Annotated in this window: 22 protein-coding genes and 5 tRNA genes; 20 read left to right on the forward strand and 7 right to left on the reverse strand. The window is 57.9% G+C overall.

Features of this window, described 5'->3' with window-relative positions; all coding sequences use genetic code 11:
• The first annotated feature begins 95 nt into the window (after positions 1–95).
• The 3 genes from AC1DHT_RS19625 to AC1DHT_RS19635 all read left to right on the forward strand — a co-directional run bounded on the left by AC1DHT_RS19625 (position 96) and on the right by AC1DHT_RS19635 (position 2716).
• Complete coding sequence (locus AC1DHT_RS19625) at positions 96–755, forward strand: response regulator transcription factor (protein WP_103316147.1); 660 nt, start codon at positions 96–98, stop codon at positions 753–755.
• The gene (locus AC1DHT_RS19630) at positions 752–2083 is read left to right on the forward strand and encodes an ATP-binding protein (protein WP_427539874.1); all 1332 of its coding nucleotides are present in this window, start codon (positions 752–754) and stop codon (positions 2081–2083) included. The genes AC1DHT_RS19625 and AC1DHT_RS19630 overlap by 4 nt, the downstream gene beginning before the upstream one ends.
• 123 nt (positions 2084–2206) lie before the next feature.
• On the forward strand, positions 2207–2716 hold the full coding sequence (locus tag AC1DHT_RS19635) for a DUF1993 domain-containing protein (RefSeq protein ID WP_427539877.1): 510 nt from the start codon (positions 2207–2209) through the stop codon (positions 2714–2716).
• A gap of 66 nt (positions 2717–2782) precedes the next feature.
• Here AC1DHT_RS19635 and sstT read toward each other — a convergent pair whose 3' ends face one another.
• On the reverse strand, positions 2783–4015 hold the full coding sequence (sstT, locus tag AC1DHT_RS19640) for a serine/threonine transporter SstT (RefSeq protein WP_427539880.1): 1233 nt from the start codon (positions 4013–4015) through the stop codon (positions 2783–2785).
• A gap of 328 nt (positions 4016–4343) precedes the next feature.
• Between sstT and AC1DHT_RS19645 the strand changes: the two genes are divergently transcribed.
• Positions 4344–5498 carry an MFS transporter gene (locus AC1DHT_RS19645; RefSeq protein WP_427539883.1) on the forward strand — a complete coding sequence of 385 codons (1155 nt, stop codon included), beginning with the start codon at positions 4344–4346 and terminating at the stop codon, positions 5496–5498.
• Positions 5499–5502: 4 nt separating this feature from the next.
• On the opposite strand, the gene nhaR is transcribed toward AC1DHT_RS19645, so the two are convergent.
• Positions 5503–6402, reverse strand: coding sequence for a transcriptional activator NhaR (nhaR, locus tag AC1DHT_RS19650; RefSeq protein WP_427539886.1), 900 nt, complete (start codon positions 6400–6402; stop codon positions 5503–5505).
• 135 nt (positions 6403–6537) lie between these two features.
• On the opposite strand from nhaR, the gene AC1DHT_RS19655 reads away from it, so the two are divergent.
• Together AC1DHT_RS19655 and AC1DHT_RS19660 are read left to right on the forward strand one after the other, a co-directional pair.
• A complete protein-coding gene (locus tag AC1DHT_RS19655; protein ID WP_427539889.1) occupies positions 6538–6789 on the forward strand; it encodes a hypothetical protein in 252 nt (83 codons plus the stop codon).
• Positions 6790–6818: 29 nt separating this feature from the next.
• Positions 6819–7568 (forward strand): TerC family protein, encoded by a 750-nt coding sequence (locus tag AC1DHT_RS19660; RefSeq protein ID WP_427539892.1) that lies wholly within the window; start codon positions 6819–6821, stop codon positions 7566–7568.
• A gap of 86 nt (positions 7569–7654) precedes the next feature.
• Here the strand turns inward: AC1DHT_RS19660 and AC1DHT_RS19665 are convergent, their stop codons facing one another.
• Positions 7655–7825 (reverse strand): hypothetical protein, encoded by a 171-nt coding sequence (locus AC1DHT_RS19665; protein ID WP_427539895.1) that lies wholly within the window; start codon positions 7823–7825, stop codon positions 7655–7657.
• A gap of 212 nt (positions 7826–8037) precedes the next feature.
• Here AC1DHT_RS19665 and AC1DHT_RS19670 point away from each other — a divergent pair, with 212 nt between their 5' ends.
• Positions 8038–8712 (forward strand): peptidase C39 family protein, encoded by a 675-nt coding sequence (locus tag AC1DHT_RS19670; protein ID WP_427539898.1) that lies wholly within the window; start codon positions 8038–8040, stop codon positions 8710–8712.
• Positions 8713–8793: 81 nt separating this feature from the next.
• On the opposite strand, the gene pbpG is transcribed toward AC1DHT_RS19670, so the two are convergent.
• Both pbpG and folD read right to left on the reverse strand, forming a co-directional pair.
• Entirely contained in the window at positions 8794–9735 is a 942-nt protein-coding gene (pbpG, locus tag AC1DHT_RS19675; protein WP_427539901.1) for a D-alanyl-D-alanine endopeptidase, read from the reverse strand.
• A gap of 294 nt (positions 9736–10029) precedes the next feature.
• Positions 10030–10884 carry a bifunctional methylenetetrahydrofolate dehydrogenase/methenyltetrahydrofolate cyclohydrolase FolD gene (folD, locus tag AC1DHT_RS19680; protein WP_054596538.1) on the reverse strand — a complete coding sequence of 285 codons (855 nt, stop codon included), beginning with the start codon at positions 10882–10884 and terminating at the stop codon, positions 10030–10032.
• Positions 10885–11159: 275 nt separating this feature from the next.
• On the opposite strand from folD, the gene AC1DHT_RS19685 reads away from it, so the two are divergent.
• The 12 genes from AC1DHT_RS19685 (at position 11160) to AC1DHT_RS19740 (ending at position 21719) form a co-directional block, all read left to right on the forward strand.
• Positions 11160–11236, forward strand: a tRNA-Arg gene (locus tag AC1DHT_RS19685).
• Positions 11237–11268: 32 nt separating this feature from the next.
• A tRNA-His gene (locus tag AC1DHT_RS19690) sits at positions 11269–11344 on the forward strand.
• A gap of 58 nt (positions 11345–11402) precedes the next feature.
• A tRNA-Leu gene (locus AC1DHT_RS19695) sits at positions 11403–11487 on the forward strand.
• A 77-nt stretch (positions 11488–11564) separates the two neighbouring features.
• Positions 11565–11640 (forward strand) — tRNA-His (locus tag AC1DHT_RS19700).
• 400 nt (positions 11641–12040) lie between these two features.
• Positions 12041–13351, forward strand: a complete 1311-nt coding sequence (tig, locus tag AC1DHT_RS19705) for a trigger factor (protein ID WP_427539904.1) — start codon at positions 12041–12043, stop codon at positions 13349–13351.
• 92 nt (positions 13352–13443) lie between these two features.
• Complete coding sequence (clpP, locus tag AC1DHT_RS19710) at positions 13444–14085, forward strand: ATP-dependent Clp endopeptidase proteolytic subunit ClpP (RefSeq protein ID WP_019692758.1); 642 nt, start codon at positions 13444–13446, stop codon at positions 14083–14085.
• Positions 14086–14191: 106 nt separating this feature from the next.
• Entirely contained in the window at positions 14192–15475 is a 1284-nt protein-coding gene (gene clpX / locus AC1DHT_RS19715) for an ATP-dependent Clp protease ATP-binding subunit ClpX (protein ID WP_054596541.1), read from the forward strand.
• Between the two features lie 197 nt (positions 15476–15672).
• Positions 15673–18069 carry an endopeptidase La gene (gene lon, locus AC1DHT_RS19720; RefSeq protein ID WP_427532886.1) on the forward strand — a complete coding sequence of 799 codons (2397 nt, stop codon included), beginning with the start codon at positions 15673–15675 and terminating at the stop codon, positions 18067–18069.
• A gap of 147 nt (positions 18070–18216) precedes the next feature.
• Positions 18217–18489 (forward strand): HU family DNA-binding protein, encoded by a 273-nt coding sequence (locus tag AC1DHT_RS19725; RefSeq protein ID WP_002552737.1) that lies wholly within the window; start codon positions 18217–18219, stop codon positions 18487–18489.
• Positions 18490–18542: 53 nt separating this feature from the next.
• Positions 18543–18619, forward strand: a tRNA-Asp gene (locus AC1DHT_RS19730).
• A gap of 101 nt (positions 18620–18720) precedes the next feature.
• Positions 18721–20580 (forward strand): SurA N-terminal domain-containing protein, encoded by a 1860-nt coding sequence (locus AC1DHT_RS19735; RefSeq protein ID WP_427545300.1) that lies wholly within the window; start codon positions 18721–18723, stop codon positions 20578–20580.
• A 272-nt stretch (positions 20581–20852) separates the two neighbouring features.
• Positions 20853–21719 (forward strand): DUF2242 domain-containing protein, encoded by an 867-nt coding sequence (locus AC1DHT_RS19740; RefSeq protein ID WP_427545302.1) that lies wholly within the window; start codon positions 20853–20855, stop codon positions 21717–21719.
• Positions 21720–22078: 359 nt separating this feature from the next.
• Here AC1DHT_RS19740 and AC1DHT_RS19745 read toward each other — a convergent pair whose 3' ends face one another.
• Together AC1DHT_RS19745 and AC1DHT_RS19750 are read right to left on the reverse strand one after the other, a co-directional pair.
• Positions 22079–23119 (reverse strand): AraC family transcriptional regulator, encoded by a 1041-nt coding sequence (locus tag AC1DHT_RS19745; protein ID WP_427545304.1) that lies wholly within the window; start codon positions 23117–23119, stop codon positions 22079–22081.
• 3 nt (positions 23120–23122) lie between these two features.
• Positions 23123–24253, reverse strand: coding sequence for a nitrilase-related carbon-nitrogen hydrolase (locus AC1DHT_RS19750; RefSeq protein WP_427545306.1), 1131 nt, complete (start codon positions 24251–24253; stop codon positions 23123–23125).
• Between the two features lie 210 nt (positions 24254–24463).
• Here AC1DHT_RS19750 and AC1DHT_RS19755 point away from each other — a divergent pair, with 210 nt between their 5' ends.
• Positions 24464–26503 carry an oxidoreductase gene (locus AC1DHT_RS19755; RefSeq protein WP_427545308.1) on the forward strand — a complete coding sequence of 680 codons (2040 nt, stop codon included), beginning with the start codon at positions 24464–24466 and terminating at the stop codon, positions 26501–26503.
• Positions 26504–26576: the final 73 nt, after the last annotated feature.

Raw genomic sequence — 26576 nt, forward strand, 5'->3', positions numbered from 1 at the left:
GCCTGTAAGCTGACAGCAACCTGAAGGGTGATTCAGGCCTTTGTCAGGTTCGTCAGCCAAGGTGTTGTACGGCGAACCATCACAGGAGGGTGGCAATGCGGGTTTTATTGGTTGAGGACGCTGTGGGGCTCGGCGAGGCGGTACGTGAGCAACTCGCGGATGACGGCCACGCGGTGGACTGGGTGCAGCGTCTCGATCACGCTCAGAGCAGTGTGCGAACGACGCGTTATGACCTGATCTTGCTGGACCTGATGCTGCCGGACGGGCGAGGGCTGGATTTTTTGCGCCAGCAACGCGGGGCAGGGGACGTCACACCGGTGATTATTCTCACGGCTCGGGATCAGATATCCGATCGCATCGAAGGCCTGAATGCGGGGGCTGACGACTATCTGGTCAAACCCTTTGATCTCTTCGAGTTGTCCGCCCGAGTCGCGGCTGTGGCGCGGCGCTACAGTGGTAATCCCAATCCGCAGATCAAAGTGGGCGGGTTGCAGGTCGACATGACCGCCCGCACAGTGCTGCGCGCCGGCATGACGGTGGACCTCACCGCTCGCGAGTGGGCATTGTTCGAAGCCTTCATCCAGCGCCCCGGCGCGTTGTTATCGAAATCCCAGCTGGAAGATCGCCTGTATGCATTCGGTGCCGAAATTGAAAGCAACACCATCGAGGTCTATATCAGCCGTCTGCGCAAGAAACTCGGCCGCGAGATGATTGAGACGGTCCGTGGGATGGGCTACCGGTTGATGCCGGAATGAAGCCCGCCTCGAGTCTGCAAAAGCGCCTGGGGCTGGGGCTGACGCTGGGCATGACCGTGCTTTGGCTGGGGGCGACCGTCGGCGCCTGGATCGTGGTGCAACACGAATTGAACGAGGCCTTCGACAGTGCACTGGAGGAGACGGCACAGCGAATCCTGCCCTTGGCCGTACTCGAAATCGGCAGCCCTGATGAGCCTCGCCGGGCTCGGCATATTGCGCCGCTCAAAGTGCGCAAGGAATACCTGACGTACCTGGTCCGCGATGCCAGGGGCGAGATCCTGATGCAATCTCATGATGCCGACCCTGACATATTCAATCCGCTGCCGGTGGAGGGCTTCACGACCACTGCCAGGTACCGCTTGTACGGGACCAGCGCACCGCGCGAAGGTGTTTTTATCGAGATGGCCGAACCCTTGGCCCATCGACGCGAAGCCGCTCAGGAGGCCTTGTTCGCGTTGCTCCTGCCGTTGCTGGCACTGATTCCGATCAGCTTGCTGGGCACCTGGTTGTTCGTGCACGTCAGCCTGCGCAGCGTTCGGGCGTACCGCCGGGCCATCGAGACGCGCGGTGTCGGTGACTTGTCCCCGATCAAGGTGGATCGGTTGCCTGCGGAAATCGATCCATTGGCCGAGGCGGTCAACCATCTGATGGAGCGACTGCGCAAGGCACTGGAGACGGAACGCAGCTTTACCGCCAACAGTGCCCATGAGCTGCGCACCCCGTTGGCGGCGACGCTGGCACACATTCAGCGGTTACGCCGCGAGGCGCCTGAGGGCCCGCTTCAAGTACGCGCCGCGAAGATCGAGGCCTCTCTCCAGGCGCTGACGCGACTTTCGGAAAAGCTGATGCAACTGGCCAAGGCTGAAGGTGGTGGGCTTTTGTCCGAAGTGCCGCAAGACCTCATACCGTTACTGGCGCATGTGGTCGATGAGTGCAATCACGCAGCCGGCCAGCGGGTTCATCTGGTTCTGCCCGCTGTGCAAAGCGTGCTGTCGGCAATTGATCCTGACGCTTTCGCCATTCTTGTGCGCAACCTGATCGAGAACGCGATGAAGCATGGCGCGCCGGATCAACCCATTGAGGTGAGCCTTTCCAGTCAGGCCCTCCTGAGGGTGGTCAATGCCGGTCCGGTGGTGCCTGAGCCGATATTGAAACGCCTGACCGAGCGCTTTGTGCGCGGTGAAAGCGGCGCTGAGGGTTCGGGGCTTGGCCTGGCCATTGCGCTGACGATTGCCCAGGGCGTCAATGCGACGATGACGCTCGTGTCGCCCGCGACGGGTAAACAGGACGGCTTTGAAGTCATCGTGCAGTTTGTTCAGGGGCGCTAGGAGGAGTGGATACGCTTGCCGGTCGTGCGGGATCAAAGACACGCCGCACGTCGCTGCAAGCAGGGCTATAATCGCGCCCACGTTTTACTCCTTTCACAACACCCTCCACCCTACGAGACTGCCATGACTATTTCTCTGTACGCTGCTTCCGTTCCAGTCTTCAAGCAAATGCTCAACGCGTTGAGCGATGTTCTGAACAAGGCCGAAGCTCACGCCACCGCCAAAAACATCGACCCGAACGCCTTCCTGCAAGCGCGTCTGTACCCGGACATGTTCCCGCTGGTGCGTCAGGTGCAGATCGCCGTTGATTTCGCCAAAGGCGTTTCTGCCCGCCTGGCCGAAGTCGAACTGCCGAAGTACGACGATACCGAAGTGACCTTCGCCGAGCTGCAAGCCCTGATCACCAAGGTGCTGTCCTTCATCGACGGCATCAAGCCTGAACAAATCAACGGCAAGGAAGGTATCGAGATCGTTACCCGCCCAGGCACCCCGAAAGAAAAACGCTTCAGTGGCCAGGCTTACCTGCTGACCTACGGCCTGCCGCAGTTCTTCTTCCACGTCACCACCGCCTACGCGATCCTGCGTCACAACGGTGTTGAAGTCGGCAAGCGCGATTACATGGGCGCGTTCTAAACCCGCCAGCAACAAAAAACCCGCCAAGGTGTGAACCTTGGCGGGTTTTTTTGTGGGGCCGGTTTGTTACGCGGCTTGTACGGTTTTCTCTTCCTGGGCCAGACACGCCGCCGCGGTGAACAGCACGTCGGTGGAGGAGTTCAGCGCGGTTTCCGCCGAGTCCTGCAACACGCCGATGATGAAGCCGACCGCCACCACTTGCATGGCGATCTCGCTCGGAATACCAAACAGGCTGCACGCCAGCGGAATCAACAGCAGTGAACCACCGGCCACACCCGAAGCGCCGCAGGCACAGATCGCCGCGACGACGCTGAGCAGCACGGCCGTCGGGATGTCCACGGCAATCCCCAGCGTGTGCACAGCCGCCAGGGTCAGCACCGTGATGGTGATCGCCGCACCGGCCATGTTGATGGTCGCACCTAGCGGGATCGAAACCGAGTAGGTGTCTTCATGCAGGCCCAAACGCTTGCTCAGCTCCAGGTTGACCGGAATGTTCGCCGCCGAACTGCGGGTGAAGAACGCGGTGATTCCGCTTTCCCGCAGGCAGGTCAGCACCAACGGGTAAGGGTTGCGGCGCAGCTTCCAGAACACGATGACCGGGTTCATCACCAGCGCCACGAACAGCATGCAACCCAGCAGTACGGCCAGCAGATGCATGTAGCCGATCAGCGCGCCGAAGCCCGAGGTGGCCAGCGTGGAGGCGACCAGGCCGAAGATCCCCAGCGGAGCAAAACGAATCACCAGGCGCACGATCAGCGTGACGCCGTTGGACAGGTCGCCGAGCACGGTACGGGTGGTTTCGCCGGCATGGCGGATGGCGATGCCCATGCCGATTGCCCACGCCAGAATGCCGATGAAGTTGGCGTTCATCAGCGCACTGATCGGGTTGTCGACCACGCTCAGCAACAGGCTTTGCAAGACTTCGGAGATTCCTCCGGGCGCGCTGATTGCCACGTCGTGGGTGGACAGCACCAGGTCCGAAGGGAACAGGCTGCTGGCCACCACTGCGACCACGGCCGCGGCAAAGGTGCCCAGCAGATACAGGAACAGAATCGGCTTGATATGGGTTTCCTGACCATGTTTGTGATTGGCGATCGAGGCCATCACCAGCACGAACACCAGAATCGGTGCGACGGCTTTCAGTGCCGAGACAAACACTTTGCCGATGAATGCGGTGGATTTCGCCACCTCAGGCGCAAAGAGCGCCAAGGCAATACCGGCGATCAGTCCAATGACGATTTGCGTGACCAGGCTGGTGTGTTTGAGTCTTTGCAAAACAGTAGGCGGAGCAGCAGTCATAGCGGTATCTCTGATTTTTTTAAGGTGCCGTGAATCGAGAAACCCGGTCAGCAAAAAAAACGGGCAGGCTGACCGGGCAAGCGCACATTGCGTCATCTGCATTGGCGGATGAGCTAGGTTGAGTTTTTTTGCGGGCGCGGACTTTATCACAGCGTAGTCGCGATCCTTCAGACCTGTGACGATCTGCCACCCGAGTGTTTAAGCGGATATGTCAGGTTTGCGCCAGCGCTGTCGGACACTCTCTGTTAAGCTTCGCCATCCACTTTTTCATCTCCCCTCAGTGAGCCCTTGGGCTGTCGCTGGCGTTGTCGTTTTCTGGAGTTACCCCATGCTGTTGCCCATCCTGTTGTTGTCAGCCGCCGGTTTCACCGTGCTGACCACAGAATTCATCATTGTCGGTCTGTTACCGTCGATCGCTCGCGACCTCGACGTCAGTGTTCCCCAGGCGGGACTGCTGGTGACCTTGTTCGCGTTTACCGTGGCCGCCTTCGGCCCCTTCCTGACTGCGTACTTCGCGCGTTTTGAGCGTCGGCGTCTGTTTATCAGCGTGCTGATCATGTTCGGGCTGGCGAACACCCTGGCGGCCATGGCGCCGAATATCGGCGTGATGGCTGTCGCGCGGCTGATTCCGGCGCTGGGTTTGCCGGTGTTCTGGGCGCTGGCCAGTGAAACGGCGGTGGACATCGTCGGGCCGGACTACGCAGGGCGGGCGATTGCCAAGATCGGTTTCGGGATTGTCTGCGCGACCGTGTTCGGGATCCCCGTTGGCACGTTGATTTCCGATGCGTTCGGCTGGCGCACGGCGTTCGGCATTCTCGCGGTCATTGCCTTGGCCAAGGCGCTGCTGCTGTTTATCTATTTGCCGAAAACCAACCTGCACAACCAGCAGGTGAGCTTGCGTTCACAGTTCAAGATTCTGCGCAGCCCGCTGATGCAAGGGCACGTGCTGTTGTCGATTCTGGTCTTCAGCGGGATGTTTACCGCTTACACCTACCTGGCCGACATCCTTGAGCGGCTGGCCGGTTTCAACGGCACCGTGGTCGGCTGGTGCCTGATGGGCTTTGGTGCGGTCGGGCTGATCGGCAACTCGCTGGGCGGGCGCATGGTCGATCGCCATCCGTTGATCGCGTCGATGGTGTTCTGTGGCTTCATGATCGGCGGCATGGTGGCGCTGGTGCCGAGTATCCATTCGACGCTGGGACTGGCGGCGGCGATGGGCATCTGGGGCGTGACCCAGGCTGCGTTGTTCCTGGTCAGCCACGTGCGCTTGATGAAAGCCGCCCCGCAGGCGCCAGCCTTTGCTGCATCGCTGAACATCGCCGGAGCCAATCTGGGTATTGGCTTGGGGGCGATGGTCGGTGGGCACGTGATCGACACCTTGGGCCTGGGCAGCCTGGGGTTTGCGGCGGCCGGTTTTATCCTGGTGTCGATTGTATTGGCCTTGTTGCTGATGAAGGTCAAAGCCCCGGCCGTCTGCGCCTGAGGCTTCAAGGCGCGGTAAACAGCTCGCGGCGGGCACCTTCGGTAATCGCGACAATGCCGGGGTGCTTGACCTTGCGCTCGACCGAGATTGCGTAAAACGACTCGGTCACCGCATCGGTCTGCCCGATCAACTCGACGCCGCATTGGCGTCTCACCTCGTCGGCAATCACGCTCGGGCCAATGAAAATCCCGCTGCCGGATTGGCCGAACGCCTGCATCAAGGCACTGTCATCAAACTCGCCGACGATACGTGGCTGAATCTGCTGTTCGGCGAACCAGCGCTGCAAGCGGCTGCGTACCACGGTTTCCTGCCCAGGAATCAACAGGGGCGCACCGTGCAGGCCGCGCGGGAAGTCTTTGCCATAGCGTTGTGCCAATTCGGTCGTGGCGAAAAAACTGATGCCGCATTCGCCGAGTTTCTGGCTGTAACCCTTGATGTCCAGGTGCGACGGCATCGGGCTGTCGGAGATCACCAGGTCCAGCCGCTGAATGGCCAGATCAGCCAGCAAGCGCTCCAGTTTGTCTTCGCGACAGGTGATGCGTAGCGGCTCAGTCAGCTCCATGGTCGGTGCAATCAGGCGATAGACGATGGATTTGGGCACTACGTCGGCGACGCCCACCCGGAACAGAATCTGCTGTTCATTGGGCTGCGCCCGAAGCATGGCCTCCAACTCGCCACCCAGTTGAAACATCTGCTCGGCGTAAGGCAGTGTCTGCCGTCCCGCCTCGGTCAGTTCCAGTTGCCGGCCAACCCGCTGAAACAACTCTATCCCATAGGTCTGCTCGAGCAGACTGATCTGCCCGCTGATGGTCTGCGGAGTCAGGTTCAATTGCTCGCAGGCACGCACGATGCTGCCGGTTTTGGCCACGACCCAGAAGTAATGCAATTGCCGGTAATTGAGCATGCGCGTTGCCGATTCGTAAAAACCGAAGTATAGCTGCTAAAAATACGAATTTTCCTGAAGTATTTGCCTCCTTAGAATGCCTCGCTATCGACGGGCCGCTCCCTTGGCCAAGTCCGCTCTATCGAGGAAAACATGATGAAACTCAACTCCCTGGCCGCCGCTTCGTTGCTGGCCCTCTCTGCACTGGTGCTGACAGGCTGTGACCAGGCCGAGAAAAGTGCCCAGCAATTGATGGGCAAAGCTGCCGAAACCGCCAAGCAGGCGATCGACGATACCCATAAGGCGGCGGAACAAGCGCTGAGCGAGGCCACTTCGAACATCGTCGGCAACAAGGAAAAAACCGCTAACGACAGCGAGAAAACGCCCGGTACATCGCAGGAAATCTAACCCGTTCAACATCGAGTCAGGACTGACCCATGGACTATCTTTTACAACTCGCAGCAAGCCCTACAGCCTGGGTCGCCCTGGCTACGTTGATCGTGATGGAAATCGTGCTCGGCATCGACAACCTGATCTTCATCTCGATCCTGACCAACAAGCTGCCCGTGCAGCACCGTGCCAAGGCACGCCGCATCGGTATCAGCATGGCGTTGGTCCTGCGTCTGGGCCTGCTGAGCACCATCGCGTTCATCGTGCAACTGACTGAGCCGGTGATTGAACTGTTCAACCACGCGCTCTCGTGGAAAGACATGATCCTGATCGCCGGTGGCCTGTTCCTGTTGTGGAAGGCGACCACTGAAATCCATCACAGCATGGATCCGCCAGCCGAGGATCCGACGTCGAAAACGTCCAGCGTGACATTGGGTTTTGCCGCCGCCATCGGTCAGATCCTGATGCTCGACCTGGTGTTCTCCATCGACAGCATCATTACCGCTGTCGGCATGACCGAGCATTTGCCGATCATGATCATCGCGGTGCTGGTGTCGGTGATGGTGATGTTGCTGGCGGCCGAGCCTCTGGCCAAATTCATCAATGACAACCCGACAGTGGTGATGCTGGCCCTGGGCTTCCTGATCATGATCGGCATGACCCTGATCGCCGAAGGCTTCGGTGCCCACGTACCGAAAGGCTACATCTATGCGGCCATGGCATTCTCGGCAACGATTGAAGGTCTGAACATGCTGTCGCGCCGGGCCCGGGAGAAGCGGGTCGCTGCGCAAGCGTAAGCGGTAAGGTAAAAACACAACGGTCGTCTGCGCTCGAAAGCGTGCAGACGGCCGTTTTGATTTATGAGGGATTTGAACCGAATCGATCAGTGCGCTGTGACGTGGTGCCGGGCAGGTTTCTCGGCTTTGGCAGGTGCCGAAGGTGGAATATAGGCATGATGGTGTCTGCGGGTAATGCGCAATACGCCCCACAGCATCGCGGCGGCAACGGCCAGCCAGCCACCGATCAGCATCAGGATTATCATCGTCAGGCTCATCAGTGCCTCCTCTTTGCCCTGCTTCGGGCACACGCTCTGTTCAAGGGTCAGTCTAGTCGGTGATGTGTTGCAGGCAATTGACCAAGTGTGGTGAGTCTCCAACCCGTTCGCTCTATCAACTGCATGTGACTGCCGTTAAAGGCTATAGCGCTGCTATGATCATGGGCGAAGCCGGGAGACCGATTGCCCGGCGCCTGAACAAGTGAGTGATGATGTTGCCGGTACTTCCCCGATTCCGCTGCGCCTTGCTGGCCGCGGCCTGTGTCCTGAGCCTGGCCGGTTGTGCCGGGAGCGTGCAACCTGAAATCCAGCGTCTGCCTGAGCGCGTCGAGCTCAGTGGCATGCCGTTTTACCGTGGCGAAGCCTATCAAAGCGGGCCGCAATCGCTGGCCAGCATGCTTTCCCAGCAAGGCATCGTGATTACCCCGGGGCTGCTCGACAAGCCGCTGCATTTGCCGGGCGCCGAGGCGCAGTTGCAGCAGAACATGCAGAACCTGGCGCGTGAATACGGGATGGTCGTGTATCCGCTTGACAGCAATCTGCCGGCGCTGTTGACCCAGGTCGCGGCGGGTTACCCGGTACTGCTGCGCTTCAGTGAGGGCTCGGCATTCTGGAAAGAGCCGAGGTACGCGATTCTCGCCGGCTACAACCGTCATAAGCAGACGGTGCTGCTGCGTTCAGGAATGGACCGCCGGTTGCTGATGAGCTTCACGTCGTTCGAGTCCGCGTTCGAAAATGCTGGCGGTTGGGCAGTGTTGATTCAGGGGCCGACCCAGATTCCGGCCAAGGTTGACTCGCAGCGCTGGCTCAAGGCCGCTGACGATCTGGCTCGGGCTGGACAGGAGCAGGCAGCAACCAAGGCGACCAAAGCACTGGCTGCCCATTAATCGAACCGAATAAAAACGGCGCCTTGAGGCGCCGTTATCGATAAAGGCCCCGACTCGCGTCGCGGGCCTTTTTTCGTGCGCTTATTTGCCGGTCTGCGCCATGCCGCTACCTTGACGATGTTGCAGGTTTTTCTCGGCTTTGTATTGCAGGGCAACACTCGGGACAGAGGTGCTCCTGCCGGTTTCAACCCACTGACGAATCCGTCCGGCATCCGCAAAGTGGGTGTACTTGCCGAAGGCATCGAGAATCACCAGCGAAACCGGGCGATTACCCATGTTCGTCACCAATACCAGACAGTGGCCGGCCTGATTGGTAAAGCCGGTCTTGGTCAGCTTGATGTCCCAGTCGGCCTTGTTGATCAGGTGGTCGGTGTTGTGAAAACCCAAGGAGTAGCTGGGTCTGCGGAACGTCACGGTTTTTTCCTTGGTCGTGCTCAGTTCACTCAGCATCGGGTATTTGCGTGCAGCCTGGAGCAGTTTACTCAGGTCGCGGGCTGTGGAAACGTTGTGGACTGACAGGCCGGTCGGTTCGACGTAATGGGTGCTGGTCATGCCCAGCGCCCTGGCTTTGGCGTTCATTGCAGCGATAAAGGCTGAGTAACCGCCTGGGTAGTGGTGGGCCAGGCTCGCTGCAGCGCGATTTTCCGAGGACATGAGTGCAATCTGCAGCATTTCCCTGCGCGACAGCTCGCTATTGAGTTTGACCCTGGAGAACACACCTTTCATTTCCGGGGTTTCGCTGATCGTAACGGAAATGTATTCGTCCATGTTCTGCTTGGCGTCCAGCACGATCAGCCCGGTCATCAATTTGGTCACCGAGGCGATCGGTACGATCACGTCCGGGTTGCTGGCATAGATGACTTTGTCGGTTTGCAGATCGATCACCATCGCACTGCCGGAGGCGATGCGCAGTTGTGAGGTGTCTCGAGGTGCCGCGGTGGTGTCACGTGCGTAGACGTTCGATGTGACAAGAGGGCCTGTAAGTACAAAAAATAGGCTCAGGATGGATAGACGGATTTTCACGCGGGCGGACTCGCTAAGGGTGGATATGCCGTTCTGCAACGGGCTTTCTAGATAAAACGTAACATTTTATGAGTATGAGACAGGAAAGCGCTACACGCCTGCTGTAGCGGGGCTTCAAATGAAAAATATTTTAAGGTGTATCAGTTCTGCAACGCTCTGATTCAGTGGCTTCGCCGATGCTCGGAAGGTACGTAATGTGACTGCTTTGGCGTACGACGATAGGGCTTGTTGGCATCAAACAAAGAACCCCGCCAATTGGCGGGGTTCTGGTTTGTGCTGCAGAACAAGCCTGACTCAGCCGTGCAGGGTTTCCGCCGCGTACAGCGTGTTTTCCAGCAGGCAGGCGCGAGTCATCGGGCCGACACCGCCAGGTACTGGTGTGATCCAGCCGGCGCGAGGCAGGGCGGTTTCATAAACCACATCGCCTACCAGCTTGCCGTCTTCCTGGCGGTTGATGCCGACGTCGATGACGATGGCGCCTTCCTTGATCCATTCACCTTTGACCAGGCCAGGTTTGCCTGCGGCGACTACAACCAGGTCGGCGCGACCGACGTGGCCGGCCAGATCCTTGGTGAAACGGTGGGTCACGGTTACGGTGCAACCGGCCAGCAGCAATTCCATCGCCATCGGACGACCGACGATATTGGAGGCACCAACAACCACTGCATCCATCCCGTAGAGATCGGCACCGGTGCTTTCCAGCAAGGTCATGATGCCTTTAGGGGTGCACGGGCGCAGCAGAGGGATGCGTTGTGCCAGGCGGCCGACGTTATAAGGATGGAAACCATCCACGTCTTTGTCCGGACGAATGCGCTCCAGCAGTTTGGACGCGTCCAGGTGCTCGGGCAGAGGCAGTTGCAGCAGCACGCCGTCGATGTTCGGATCGTCATTAAGGCGGTCGATCAGTTCGGTCAGGGCCTGCTGGGTGGTGTCGGAGGGCAGGTCATAGGCTTGGGAGAGGAAGCCGACCTCTTCACAGTCTTTACGCTTGTGCGAGACATAAACCTGAGAGGCGGGATCGCTGCCGACCAGGATCACCGCGAGGCCTGGCGTGCGCAGACCTTGCTGGCGACGCTCGGCGACACGTTTGGCGATCTGCTGGCGCAGGCTGGCGGCGATCGATTTGCCGTCGATTAGTTGTGCAGTCATTGCGCGTGATTAACCATCGAGAGGGGGAAGAAAAGAGAACGCATTCTCGCATGTCAGAACGTGAGGGCAAAGGCGCTTGGTCTGCAAATTCCCCTAAGCCCTTTAATTAAATGAATTTTTTTCAAAAAGGATTTGACGGTCTTCGGGGCGGCCTATACTATTCGTCGCACTTGTCGGGCACAGCCTAGCACTGGTTGAGAAGGTCAAGTGGAATTACGGTTCTGCAAGACTGAAAAGCACTTAGTTTGTAGTCCTTCAAGGGTACAGCTAATAAGGCGCCCGTAGCTCAGCTGGATAGAGCATCCGCCTTCTAAGCGGATGGTCGCAGGTTCGAGTCCTGCCGGGTGCGCCATTAGGCAGCTTTGGCACAAGTAGCGCGATATGGTGGGCGTAGCTCAGTTGGTAGAGCACGGGATTGTGACTCCCGTTGTCGTGGGTTCGATCCCCATCGTCCACCCCATATTTCGAAAGGCGCCAGATTTAACCGTCTGGCGCCTTTGCTTTAACAGTATCAAGCCGCGGATGTGGTGGAATTGGTAGACACACTGGATTTAGGTTCCAGCGCCGCGAGGCGTAAGAGTTCGAGTCTCTTCATCCGCACCAATTAAAGCTTCAGCCAGGCCATTGGCCGGGTTGGAGTTCAGCAAAGAAGTTGTTTGACTTCTTTGCTACGCACTATGGTGGGCGTAGCTCAGTTGGTAGAGCACGGGATTGTGACTCCCGTTGTCGTGGGTTCGATCCCCATCGTCCACCCCATATTTCAAAAAGGCGCCAGATTTAACAGTCTGGCGCCTTTTTTGTTTCAGCGTTTGTATGTTCGGCGACTGCAGGTTCCGGGTCGCCAGGGCAGGGCGTTTCGTCGTGTTCATGTTGCTCGATGATGCCGCATTGCCTACCGGGCTTGCTTGCAAGATCGGCTGCCGGGGAGATATTGGCGCTTCTTCTATATATAGAAGGGTTGGCGCAGAGCCCTGGCGTGATTGGCTGTATTTGCCTCCGGGGCGAGGTGCATTCGTGCATTCGCACCTATAAATTGCCTGCTGCGTTTTTACCCGTTTTCAGTAGGGTGACTTCTTGAGTTTGACCCACTAGAATGCATGCCCTTGATTCTGTGGTCGGAAACGGCCGGCTAACGTCTGTGCAACGAGGAATATCCATGCAAGTTTCTGTTGAAAATACTTCTGCTCTTGAGCGCCGCATGAGCATCACCGTGCCAGCTGAGCGCATTGAGACTCAAGTCAACAAGCGTCTGCAACAGACTGCCCAAAAGGCCAAGATTGCAGGCTTCCGTCCTGGCAAAGTGCCAATGAGCGTGATCCGTCAGCGTTATGAAGCTGATGCGCGTCAAGAAGCTGTAGGCGATGTGATCCAGGCTTCTTTCTACGAAGCAATTGTCGAGCAAAAGCTGAACCCGGCTGGCGCTCCTTCGGTAGAGCCTAAAGTCCTGGAGAAGGGCAAGGATCTGGAATTCGTTGCAACGTTCGAAGTGTTCCCCGAGTTCACCGTTGCCGGTTTCGAATCCATCGCTGTCGAGCGCCTGAGCGCTGACGTGGCGGACGCCGATCTGGACAAAATGCTGGAAATCCTGCGCAAGCAGAACGTTCGTTTTGAAATTGCCGATCGTGCCGCTCAGAACGAAGACCAACTGAACATCGATTTCGTTGGCAAGGTTGACGGTGAAGTGTTCGCCGGTGGTTCCGCCAAAGGCACTCAGCTGGTTCTGGGTTCCGGCCGCATGATCCCTGGCTTCGAAGAAGGCCTGGTTGGCGCCAAGGCGGGCGAAGAGCGCGTTCTGAACCTGACCTTCCCTGAGAACTATCAGAACCTCGACCTGGCTAACAAGGCAGCCGAGTTCACCGTAACCGTGAACACTGTTTCCGAGCCGAAACTGCCTGAGTTGAACGAAGAATTCTTCGCTCAGTTCGGTATCAAGGAGTCTGGCGTCGAAGGTTTCCGCACCGAGGTTCGTAAGAACATGGAGCGCGAGCTGCGTCAGGCGATCAAATCCAAGGTCAAGAACCAGGTAATGGACGGTCTGCTGGCCGCCAACCCGATCGAAGTGCCAAAGGCCCTGCTGTCCAACGAGGTTGATCGTCTGCGCGTTCAGGCTGTTCAGCAGTTCGGCGGCAACATCAAACCTGATCAACTGCCGGCCGAGCTGTTCGAAGAGCAAGCCAAGCGTCGCGTTGTGCTGGGTCTGGTAGTGGCTGAAGTGGTCAAGCAATACGACCTCAAGCCTGACGAAACCCGCGTTCGCGAGCTGATTCAGGAAATGGCTTCGGCTTATCAGGAGCCTGAACAAGTTGTGTCCTGGTACTACAAGAACGACCAGCAACTGAACGAAGTCCGTTCGGTTGTGCTGGAAGAGCAAGTTGTGGATACTGTTCTTCAGAAAGCTAGCGTGACCGACAAATCGGTCTCTTACGAAGAAGCGGTCAAGCCGGTAGAAGCTCCACAAGCCGACTGATTGTTTTTGCGTTAGAAGCACACACCATAAGCCAGCTTTCGAGCTGGCTTATGCGTATTCAAGACATAACTATTTGGGAGTGACTGCGAGACATGTCCCGCAATTCTTATTATCAGCAGAGCTCTGACATCCAGGCCGCAGGTGGTCTGGTCCCGATGGTTATCGAGCAGTCCGCCCGTGGCGAACGTGCCTATGACATCTATTCGCGCCTCCTCAAGGAGCGAGTGATCTTCCTTGTCGGCCCGGTAGAAGACTACATGGCCAACCTGGTCGCGGCGCAACTGCTGTTCCTTGAAGCGGAAAACCCGGACAAGGACATCCATCTTTACATCAACTCACCAGGTGGTTCGGTGACTGCAGGCATGTCGATCTACGACACCATGCAATTCATCAAACCTGACGTTTCCACCACGTGTATCGGTCAGGCCTGCAGCATGGGTGCTTTCCTGCTTGCCGGTGGTGCTGCGGGCAAGCGTTACTGCCTGCCGAACTCGCGCATGATGATTCACCAGCCGTTGGGTGGTTTTCAGGGCCAGGCGTCGGACATCGACATCCATGCCAAGGAAATCCTCCATATCCGTTCGCGCCTGAACTCGTTGTTGGCTCATCACACCGGTCAAAGCCTCGAAACCATTGAGCGCGACACCGAGCGTGACAACTTCATGAGCGCAGAGCGTGCGGCTGAGTACGGCCTGATCGACTCGGTGATCGACAAGCGTAAAATGCCCGCCTAAGCAGCTCAAATGCAGGTGGTTGGTTTAACTGGCCACCAGCGGGCTTGAAAAAGCCCGCAATTGCCTTCATCTTGTGTTGCAAGCCTATCGGATTTGGATCGATCGAATGACTGACACCCGCAACGGCGAGGACAACGGCAAGCTGCTCTATTGCTCCTTCTGTGGCAAAAGCCAGCATGAAGTGCGCAAATTGATTGCCGGCCCCTCGGTCTTTATCTGCGACGAGTGCGTCGACCTGTGCAACGACATCATCCGCGAGGAGGTGCAGGAAGCACAGGCCGAGAGCAGCGCGCATAAATTGCCTTCGCCTAAAGAAATCAGCGGCATCCTTGATCAGTACGTGATTGGTCAGGAGCGTGCGAAAAAGGTTTTGGCCGTAGCGGTGTACAACCACTACAAGCGCCTCAACCAGCGTGACAAAAAGAATGACGATGTCGAACTCGGCAAAAGCAACATCTTGCTGATCGGCCCTACAGGCTCGGGTAAAACCCTGCTTGCGGAAACACTGGCCCGTTTGCTGAATGTGCCTTTCACTATCGCTGACGCAACCACCCTCACCGAGGCGGGTTACGTGGGTGAAGACGTTGAAAACATCATTCAGAAACTGTTGCAGAAGTGCGATTACGATGTAGAAAAAGCTCAAATGGGCATTGTCTACATCGATGAAATCGACAAGATTTCGCGCAAGTCTGACAACCCGTCCATCACCCGGGACGTTTCCGGTGAAGGCGTGCAGCAGGCCCTGCTCAAGTTGATCGAAGGTACGGTCGCTTCCGTTCCGCCTCAAGGTGGTCGCAAGCACCCGCAGCAGGAATTCCTTCAGGTCGATACCCGTAACATCCTGTTCATTTGCGGCGGTGCGTTCTCCGGTCTGGAAAAGGTTATTCAAAACCGCTCCACCCGTGGCGGCATTGGTTTCAACGCAGAAGTTCGCAGCAAGGAAGAAGGCAAGAAGGTGGGTGAGTCCCTGCGTGAAGTCGAACCTGACGATCTGGTCAAGTTTGGTCTGATCCCGGAATTCGTCGGTCGTCTGCCGGTTCTTGCAACGCTGGACGAGCTCGACGAGGCTGCGCTGATGCAGATTCTCACCGAGCCGAAAAATGCTCTGACCAAGCAGTATGCCAAGCTGTTCGAGATGGAAGGCGTAGACCTGGAATTCCGGGCCGACGCACTGAAATCGGTCGCCAAGCGCGCACTGGAACGCAAAACCGGTGCTCGTGGATTGCGTTCGATCCTCGAAGGTGTACTGCTCGACACTATGTATGAAATCCCCTCGCAGTCCGAGGTGAGTAAAGTAGTGATCGATGAAAGCGTTATAGAAGGCAAGTCCAAGCCACTGTATATCTACGAAAACAGTGAGCCGGCTGCCAAGGCAGCGCCAGACGCTTAAGCGTCGCACTGCCGGATTAAAGAAGGGGCCTTCGGGCCCCTTTGCTTTTGCAGGAGCTGCCAAAGGTTTGGGCCGCGTTTGGACGATCTTTACCGCGGTCTTTTAATCAGCTTGTTTTTTTCGAAAGCAGCCCCCATCTTGGTTTCAAGCTTACTTCCATCTGTTTCCGGCCTTACGGCCGCCGTAGAGGCGAAATCATGAAGACAACCATCGAATTGCCTCTCCTGCCATTGCGTGATGTTGTGGTTTATCCGCACATGGTTATCCCGCTGTTCGTGGGGCGCGAGAAATCTATCGAAGCCCTCGAGGCCGCGATGACGGGCGACAAGCAGATCCTTCTGCTGGCCCAGAGAAACCCTGCTGACGACGATCCGGGTGAAGACGCACTTTATCGTGTCGGTACGATCGCAACGGTTCTGCAGCTGCTCAAGCTGCCTGACGGCACGGTCAAAGTGCTGGTTGAAGGCGAGCAGCGTGGCGCGGTCGAGCGTTTCAGCGAAGTTGACGGTCATTGCCGTGCCGAGGTTTCGCTGATTGACGAAGTCGACGCTCCTGAACGCGAGTCGGAAGTGTTTGTCCGCAGCTTGCTGTCCCAATTTGAACAATATGTTCAGCTGGGCAAGAAGGTTCCGGCTGAAGTCCTGTCATCGCTCAACAGCATCGATGAGCCAAGCCGCCTGGTGGATACCATGGCCGCGCACATGGCGCTGAAGATCGAGCAGAAGCAGGAAATCCTCGAAATCATCGATTTGTCGGCCCGGGTCGAGCACGTTCTGGCATTGCTGGACGCCGAGATCGATCTGTTGCAAGTCGAAAAACGCATTCGTGGCCGCGTCAAAAAGCAAATGGAGCGCAGCCAGCGCGAGTACTACCTGAATGAGCAGATGAAGGCCATTCAGAAAGAACTCGGCGATAGCGAAGAAGGCCATAACGAAGTCGAAGAGCTGAAAAAGCGCATCGATGCCGCAGGCTTGCCAAAAGACGCGCTGATCAAGGCCCAGGCTGAGCTGAACAAGCTCAAGCAAATGTCACCGATGTCTGCTGAAGCGACTGTGGTGCGTTCCTACCTCGACTGGCTGGTTCAGGTGCCGTGGAAGGCGCAAAGCAAGGTTCGCCTGGATCTTGCGCGCGCAGAAGACATTCTTGATGCCGACCATTATGGTCTGGAAGAAGTCAAAGAGCGGATTCTCGAGTACCTCGCCGTACAAAAACGCGTGAAGAAAATTCGCGGTCCGGTGTTGTGCCTGGTCGGTCCTCCTGGTGTGGGTAAAACCTCTCTGGCGGAGTCGATTGCTCACGCGACAAACCGCAAATTTGTACGCATGGCCCTCGGCGGCGTGCGCGACGAGGCGGAAATTCGTGGTCATCGCCGGACTTATATCGGTTCGATGCCAGGAAGATTGATACAAAAGATGACAAAGGTGGGCGTGCGCAACCCGCTGTTCCTGCTCGATGAAATCGACAAGATGGGCAGCGACATGCGTGGCGATCCGGCATCGGCTTTGCTGGAAGTGCTCGATCCCGAGCAAAACCACAATTTCAACGATCACTATCTGGAAGTCGACTACGACCTGTCCGATGTGATGTTCCTTTGCACCTCGAACTCGATGAACATCCCACCGGCGCTGCTCGACCGGATGGAAGTGATTCGTCTGCCGGGCTACACCGAAGACGAGAAGATCAACATCGCCGTCAAATACCTTTCGCCCAAGCAGATTCAGGCCAATGGCCTGAAAAAAGGCGAGCTGGAATTCGACGCCGAGGCGATCCGCGACATCATTCGTTACTACACCCGTGAAGCCGGTGTGCGTGGGCTTGAGCGCCAGATAGCCAAGGTTTGCCGCAAGGCGGTCAAAGAGCATGCGATGGAAAAACGCTTCTCGGTGAAAGTCACGGCCGAGATGCTGGAGCACTTCCTTGGCGTGCGCAAATTCCGCTACGGCCTGGCCGAGCAGCAGGATCAGGTGGGGCAGGTGACTGGCCTGGCCTGGACTCAGGTGGGCGGCGAGTTGCTGACCATCGAAGCTGCAGTGGTGCCGGGTAAAGGGCAACTGATCAAGACCGGTTCGCTGGGCGATGTAATGGTCGAATCGATCACAGCTGCGTTGACGGTAGTTCGCAGCCGCGCGAAAAGCCTGGGGATCCCGCTGGACTTCCACGAGAAGCGCGACACCCATATCCACATGCCGGAAGGGGCGACGCCCAAAGACGGTCCTAGTGCGGGTGTAGGCATGTGTACGGCACTGGTGTCGGCATTGACCGGCATACCTGTACGCGCAGATGTTGCAATGACCGGCGAAATTACCTTGCGCGGCCAGGTTCTGGCGATCGGTGGACTTAAGGAAAAACTGTTGGCGGCACACCGCGGCGGGATCAAGACAGTGATCATTCCTGAAGAGAATGTTCGCGATTTGAAGGAAATTCCTGACAATATCAAGCAAGATCTTCAGATCAAACCGGTTAAATGGATTGACGAGGTCCTGCAAATTGCGCTGCAATACGCGCCGGAGCCCTTGCCGGATGTGGCTCCCGAGATAGTTGCAAAGGATGACAAACGCGAGTCTGACTCTAAGGAAAGAATTAGCACGCACTAGTACGTATTAGCCTGGGGGGCTTTCTTGACAGCTTTTTAGAGCCCTTGTTATAAAGCGGCTCTTAAGTGTCTGTAGGCCATTCAGCACTCGTTTTTGCTTTCACCAAAAAACTTAGAATCATCTCAAATAGATATAAGGGGACTTAGAGTGAACAAGTCGGAACTGATTGATGCTATCGCTGCATCCGCTGATATCCCGAAAGCTGCTGCTGGCCGCGCGCTGGACGCTGTAATCGAATCCGTCACTGGCGCTCTCAAGGCTGGCGACTCTGTTGTTCTGGTTGGTTTCGGTACTTTCTCCGTGACTGATCGTCCAGCTCGCATTGGTCGTAACCCACAGACCGGTAAGACGCTGGAAATCGCAGCAGCCAAAAAACCAGGTTTCAAAGCCGGTAAAGCACTGAAAGAAGCTGTTAACTAAGCCTCACTCGGTTTTTTGCCTATCCGGGTCGGGGTCATTCCTGACTTGGCAGCGGAGCGGTAGTTCAGTCGGTTAGAATACCGGCCTGTCACGCCGGGGGTCGCGGGTTCGAGTCCCGTCCGCTCCGCCAGTTACGAGAAGGCGCATCCTCGGATGCGCCTTTCTTCTATCCGGATTCTACCCACGCTCCACGGTTGCCTAATTTGAAGTTCAACCGTTTCTGGGGGACGCATGCTGCAGAATATCAGGGACAATTCACAAGGCTGGATTGCCAAGACCATTATCGGGGTCATCGTTGCACTGATGGCCTTGACCGGTTTCGACGCCATCTTCAAGGCCACTACCCACCGTAATGATGCGGCCAAGGTGAATGGTGAAGAAATCAGCCAGAACGAGCTGAGTCAGGCGGTTGATATGCAACGCCGTCAACTCATGCAACAGCTGGGCAAGGATTTCGATGCATCCTTGCTTGATGAAAAAATGCTGCGCGAAGCTGCTCTGAAAGGGCTGATCGACCGCAAACTGTTGCTGCAAGGCGCAGAAAAATCGAAATTCGCTTTCTCCGAAGCTGCACTGGACCAAGTGATCCTGCAAACGCCTGAATTCCAGGTCGACGGCAAGTTCAGTCCTGAGCGTTTCGACCAGGTGATCCGTCAGTTGGGCTACAGCCGTATGCAGTTCCGCCAGATGCTGGCTCAGGAAATGCTGATCGGCCAATTGCGTGCCGGTCTGGCAGGTAGCGGTTTTGTCACCGATGCACAGGTGCAGGCTTTCGCTCGTCTGGAAAAACAGACCCGCGATTTCGCGACCCTGAACGTCAAGGCAGATCTTGCGGCGGTGAAGCTCACCGATGAAGAGGTCAAGGCTTACTACGACGAACACGCCAAAGAGTTCATGACGCCTGATCAGGTGGTCATCGATTACCTCGAGTTGAAGAAGGCTTCCTTCTTTGATCAGGTCGCCGTCAAGGACGAAGACCTGCAGGCGCTGTATCAGAAAGAAACCGCGAACCTGGCCGAACAGCGCCGGGCTGCGCACATTCTGATCGAAGTGAATGACAAGGTGAACGAGGCGCAAGCCAAGGCGAAGATCGAGGAGATTCAGGCGCGTCTGGCCAAGGGTGAAAGCTTCGAGGCGCTGGCCAAGGAGTTCTCGCAGGATCCAGGTTCGGCTGCCAACGGCGGTGACCTCGGTTACGCTGGCCCGGGCGTTTACGACCCGGCCTTTGAGAAAGCGCTGTATGCGCTGGGCAAGGACCAGGTGTCGGCGCCGGTGCGCACTGACTTCGGTTTCCACTTGATCAAGCTGTTGGGCGTTGAAGCACCGCAAGTGCCGAGCTTCGCCAGCCTGAAAGACAAGCTGACCAAGGAACTGAAAACCCAACAGGTCGAGCAGCGTTTTGTGGATGCGACCAAGCAGTTGGAAGATGCCGCGTTCGAAGCCTCCGATCTGGCTCAACCCGCTGCGGACCTGAAACTGACCGTCCACACGTCCGCACCGTTTGGCCGTGAAGGTGGTGAAGGTATCGCGGCCAACCGTGCCGTGGTCACTGCTGCGTTCAGCCCGGAAGTGCTGAATGAAGGTGCGAACAGCACCGGCATCGAGCTGGATCCGGAAACTGTTGTGGTGCTGCGTGCCAAAGAGCATCGCAAGCCTGAACAGCTGCCACTGGAAAGCGTTGCTGCGAGCATTCGCGTGCAATTGACCAAGGAGCACGCCAGTGCCGCTGCCAAGACCAAGGCTGATGAGCTGATCGCCAGTCTGCGTGATGGCAAGACGCCGCTTGATAGCCAGAGCTGGAAAGTCACCCACGCGGCAACACGTGCTCAGGAAGGGGTTGACCCAACCGTACTGCAAGCGTTGTTCCGCATGCCCAAGCCTGCAGCCAAGGACAAGCCGACTTTCAGCAGCGTGACCCTGCCTGACGGTAGTCTGGTGATCGTGCGCCTGAACGGTGTGAGCGAAGCCGCAGCGCCTTCTGAAGAAGAGAAGGCACAGTATCGTCGCTTCCTCGCGTCGCGCGTTGGCCAGCAAGACTTTGCGGCCTATCGCAAGCAGTTGGAGAGCCAGGCGGACATCAAGCGTTACTGATGCCTGACTGACCCGTTAGTGGTAAACAAAGACCCTGGCCGAAAGGCCGGGGTCTTTTGTTTTGTGCGGCTCGACGGTCGACTGAATTCTTTGGCCATCCAGTCAGCGCGCAGCGGGCAGATTACGGGTGTTCATCGATCATTTGTGGCTGCGACTTTTTCCGGTAAACGAAGGTCAGTAAACTTGTATCGTTTACAAGACACTAATCCATGCGCCGTTACGGGGTGATCTGTTGCACAATAGGCCCCGGATCGTTTTCTTCAGGATGTTCAATGTTCAAATCATTCCATGTGCGTGCCGCCGGGCTGGCGTTGGTACTGGCTGCAGCAGCCGGTTGTACCAAGGAACAGGCCATCTATGAGCATGAAAATTTCGATGATTCCGGGACGTTTTCGCGCAAATACCCGGTTACCGATGTTGCTTCCTGCGAGGCCGCCCGTCGGGCGTTGTTGAGCCAGGGCTACATCATCACCAGCACTGACCCGAAACTGGTCAGCGGTCACAAGAGTTTTCAGCAGACCGGCGACACGCATATGGAGATCAGCTTCAACGTGGTCTGCGCCGAAGACAGCAAGCATCACGCGACGATGTTCGCCAATGCCTTGCAGGACCGCTACGCGCTGAAGAAAACCAACAACTCTGCCAGCCTTGGTGTCGGTGTGTTGGGCTCGGTGTCGATGCCGATTGGTTCTTCCGATGATTCGATGGTCAAGGTTGCCAGTGAAACCGTGTCCTCCGGGAAGTTCTACGAGCGGTTTTTCACCCTGGTCGAGCTGTTCCTGCCGCCTGAGGTGAAGAAAGAGGCGCATATCGTCGAGAAGCCAAAGGCCGATCTGGGTGTGCCTGAACCCGCAGCAGCCCCTGCAGCGCCAACATCCACGCCTGCAGCGACGCCAGCGCCAACTCCAGCGCCGGCCGTGCCAGCGCCTGCCGAGCCGGCGAAGGCTGCACCAGCGCCAGCGGAGAGTGCGCCGATAGAGCCTATATCCGCCGCATCGGCGCCTGCAGCGGCGTCTATTGCACCTGTGAGCAATGCCGAGCCGACACCGGTGTCTGAAGTCGTCACGCCACCGGCGAATTCGAGTTCATTGCCGGCGCCGACCGAGCCAATTCCGGCACTGCCATCGTCCGGCAAGTAATCAGAAGTCGAGCACTGTAGGGTCAATGGCTGATCCTGCAGTGTTTCTTCAGATGCATCTGCGCCACCAGAGGCTGATTTTCTTCAGCTTTTATTCAAAGTCCCCCGTGATAAATTCTTGAGTGCCTGCTACGTTTTACTAGCAGGAACGTTGCGCTGTGCCCGCGTCATTTTTCTTTCATACGGGCACTTTATGCTGAGGGCGAAGGTCATTGGCATAACGGTTTAACTCGACTCAAAAGGACATCTCTATGGACGATTACCAAGAAGAGCTGCTTGAATACCAGGCGTTTGAACTGGACCCTCTGGAGCCAGCCGAAGACGCCACCGAGTTGTAACAAAGCAGCTGCAGGCCGGCCGTCAGGCTGATTGCCTGTGACTGCGACGGAACTCGCCAGGTGTCTGGTTGTTCCAGCGTTTGAAGGCGCGCTGAAAGGCTTCGGCCGAGGCAAACCCCAGCAGGTAGGCGATCTCGCCAAAGGCCAGTTCCGTGTCACGGATGTAGGTCATGGCCAGATCGCGGCGAGTGTCGTTGAGAATCGCGCGAAACTGCGTACCCTCTTCGGCGAGCTTGCGACGCAAGGTCCAGGTCGGCAGCTTCAGGCGTGCCGCCACTTCTTCCAGGTCGGGTTCTCGACCCCCATTGAGCAACGGCCCCAGCAACTGAGTGATGCGTTCACGCAGGCTGCGGGTGCGGGTCAATTGTTCCAGTTCCCGTTCACACAGCTTGAGCAGTAGACGCCAGGTACTCGGACAGTGCTCGGGGTTGCGCAGTGCCAGGCTGGCCTGACTCAGCCTTAGTTGGTTGTGCTCGGCACCAAACTGGATCGGACAATCACCCAGCAGTGCATAGCGCTCGCGGTAATCCGGCTCGGCAAACTCGATGTCGATGCATTCGGCGCGCAGCGGCTGGCGGCACAGGCTGGATAACTGCTGCAACCAGCTGGCGATGATCGAATCCACCACAAAGCGGTTATAGGTGTTGTACGGACTGATGGAATAGAACCGTAGCCATGCACCCTGGGTATCTTCATGAAAACTCGACTGGCCGCGGTAATTGGAGCCATACAGGGCCTCGAAGCGAATCAGGCAACGCGCCGCTTCGCGCACGGTTGGCGCCTGAGCGGCAGTCACGCCGGCCAGCCCGACCTGGCTGAGGCGGCTGAGCTGACCCATACGCAGGCCCAGCGCCGGGTCGCCGGTCAGTTGAATGGCCGCGTGGCCCAGGCGCATGTAGCGCGGGATCGACAGCCGCGCGCCGGCTTCGGCTAACCGCGCGGAGTCGAGTCCGTATTGTTCCAGCAGCGGCTGCGGGTCCAGACCGTGGCTGGACACAGCGTCAGCCAGGCTATGGACGAAGCCGACTGACAGATCTCCGAGGCGCATCGGCTGTGGTTTCATCACTTACAACCAGATATTGAGCAAACGTGCGCCGCGGGCTTCGCGGTCGGCGAAGTGTTGGCCGTTGCTGCTGAGAAAGCTCTGGCCGGCGCTGCCCTGATCCCAGAATTGTCCACGCAGGAACACGCTGACACCAGCACCGGCCTGACTGACCGGGCGCTGACTGGTCAACGTCAGGCGATGCCAGGCCTGACCTTCGCTGAGCGAGCCGGGCTGGAGGCCGATTTCGCTCGGGGTCGATGGCCCTTTGTCTCCGCGCCAAGGCTTGTCCCAGGCGTTTCGGCCGATGATAAAGGCCGGCACGGCGATCAACTGAGCGCCCTGATCATTGAGTTTGCGATAGTTGTCCGGGTACCAGCTGTCGTTGCCGATCAATACGCCCAGGCGTCCGGCCGGGGTGTCGATGACATTGATCGCTTGATTGGCGCTCGGCTGGATATAGCCTCGATGAACGAAGGCCGGGCTCAGTTGGCGCTGCGGTTGGCCAATCGGTAAACCATCGCGACCGAACACCAGGCTGCTGTTGTACAACGCACCACGACCGATTTTCAGCGTGCCGTCGCTGACACTGGGGTCGGGCAACACGATGCTGCCCGCCACCAGGGTGATGCCGAACTCATTGGCCAGCCCACCGAACAGCGCCTGGTACTGCCGGGCCATGCTTTTGGCTTTCATCCGCAGGTGCGCGTCATCCAGGCGGTTGTCGCCCTTGGCGCTGATCAATGCGCGCAAAAAGCTCAGGGGATTGCTCACCGCCAGCCAATTCATGGCTTCGTCCAGCGTGCCGGCTTGATACAGCTCGTCTTTCTCGCCGCTGAGCATCAGCCAGGTACCGATGTGTTCCGGCAGTACGACGATGGTCTTTTCGTTCAGCAGGCCTTGTTCGCGAGCCTGCTGCAGATAGGCTGCGAGCTTGCGGTGCAGGTGCTCGGGGCTTTGATAATCGGTGGGGAACAACTCGGGCTGGATGCCCAGCAGGTTGCCGCGATCGGCAGGAACGCCCTGGTTAACGGCGAGGTTGATGCGCAGGTCCGAGAGGTAATGGCCAACCGGGCGATCAGCGGCCCACATTGCGTAAGCGGCGATGAGGGCGACAAATGCCATGGTGACGGTCAGATAAAGAAGTTTGCGCATGGGGAAACAATAAGCGGCCTTGTGCAGGATTCGCCGACTAGGGTAGGCCCCATGCCGAGGAATGCCAAGTGGTGCTGCGCGTTTGGATCAATAAGTTGTCAGTTACGGTCATTGAGCGATGACAGGCCTGCTCTTAGTCTGTGGCACATAACCGATGGGTGCCAAAGAGCGCCCGCACTTTTTCCGTGATCGTTCGTTGTGGAGCTATCGATGACCGCCGCTCATTACCCGCACCTGCTGGCCCCGCTGGACCTGGGTTTTACCACGCTGCGTAACCGCACCCTGATGGGCTCGATGCACACTGGCCTGGAGGAGAAACCTGGCGGTTTTGAGCGTATGGCGGCGTACTTCGCCGAACGTGCTCGCGGTGGCGTTGGCCTGATGGTTACGGGCGGTATTGGTCCGAACGATGAGGGCGGGGTGTACTCCGGCGCTGCCAAGCTGACCACTCTCGATGAAGCGCTCAAGCACCAGATCGTCACGCGTGCCGTGCATGAGGCAGGTGGCAAGATTTGCATGCAGATTCTTCACGCCGGGCGTTATGCCTACAGCCCGAAACAGGTCGCACCGAGTGCGATCCAGGCACCGATCAATCCGTTCAAACCCAAAGCGCTGGACGAGGAAGGCATCGAGAAGCAGATCAACGACTTCGTCACGTGTTCGAGCCTGGCGCAAAAAGCCGAGTACGACGGTGTCGAGATCATGGGCTCGGAAGGTTATTTCATTAACCAGTTCCTCGCAGCCCACACCAACCACCGCACTGATCGCTGGGGCGGCAGCTATGAAAACCGTATGCGCCTGCCGGTGGAAATCGTTCGTCGCGTACGCGAAGCGGTAGGCCCGAATTTCATCATCATTTTCCGTCTGTCGATGCTCGATCTGGTGGAAGGCGGCAGCACCTGGGAAGAAATCGTTCAGTTGGCCAAGGCCATTGAACAGGCGGGCGCAACCATCATCAACACAGGGATCGGCTGGCACGAAGCGCGGATTCCAACCATCGCCACCAAGGTTCCACGTGCCGCGTTCAGTAAGGTCACGGCCAAGTTGCGCGGGGAGGTAGGTATTCCGCTGATCACCACCAACCGCATCAACACCCCGGAAGTCGCCGAGCAGATCCTCGCTGAAGGTGATGCCGACATGGTGTCGATGGCGCGGCCGTTCCTCGCGGACCCGGAGTTCGTCAACAAGGCCGCCGCCGGACGCGCTGATGAAATCAACACGTGTATCGGCTGCAACCAGGCCTGCCTGGACCACACCTTCGGCGGCAAATTGACCTCGTGCCTGGTGAACCCGCGGGCGTGCCATGAAACCGAGCTCAATTACTTGCCGGTGCAGCAGATCAAGAAAATTGCCGTGGTTGGCGCTGGCCCTGCGGGTTTGTCCGCGGCCACCGTGGCTGCCGAGCGCGGTCATCAAGTGACGCTGTTCGATTCTGCCAGCGAAATCGGCGGTCAGTTCAACGTCGCCAAGCGTGTGCCGGGCAAGGAAGAGTTCTTCGAAACCCTGCGCTACTTCAAGCGCAAGTTGCAGACCACGAATGTCGAGGTATGCCTGAACACGCGGGTCGATGTCGCGCAGTTGGTGGATGGCGGTTATGACGAGGTGATTCTGGCCACCGGTATCGCGCCGCGTGTGCCGGCGATTCCGGGCGTCGAGAATGCCAAGGTACTGAGCTACCTGGACGTGATCCTTGAGCGCAAGCCGGTCGGCAAGAACGTTGCGGTGATTGGCGCCGGCGGTATCGGTTTTGACGTCTCGGAGTTCCTCGTGCATCAAGGCGTCGCCACCAGCCAGGACCGCGAAGCGTTCTGGAGAGAGTGGGGCATCGATACTCACCTTGAGGCTCGTGGCGGTGTCGCCGGGATCAAGGCCGAGCCTCACGCGCCGGCACGTCAGGTGTTCCTGTTGCAGCGCAAGACATCCAAGGTCGGCGACGGTTTGGGCAAGACTACCGGCTGGATTCACCGCACGGGGCTGAAGAACAAGCACGTACAGATGCTCAACAGCGTCGAGTACCTGAAGATCGATGACGAAGGCCTGCACATCCGCATCGGTGAAACCGGTGAGCCGCAACTGCTGCCGGTGGACAACATCGTGATCTGCGCCGGGCAGGATCCGTTGCGCGAGTTGCATGACGGTCTGGTGGCCGCCGGGCAGAACGTGCATTTGATTGGCGGTGCGGATGTAGCGGCGGAGCTGGATGCCAAGCGTGCGATCAATCAGGGTTCGCGTCTGGCTGCCGAGTTGTAATACGTCGCTCGAACGTGCCAATGGCTTTCGCGAGCAAGCCCGCTCCCACATTGGATTGATGTTGCTCAGCCAA

The sequence above is a fragment of the Pseudomonas sp. 05N432 genome, from assembly GCF_056396945.1.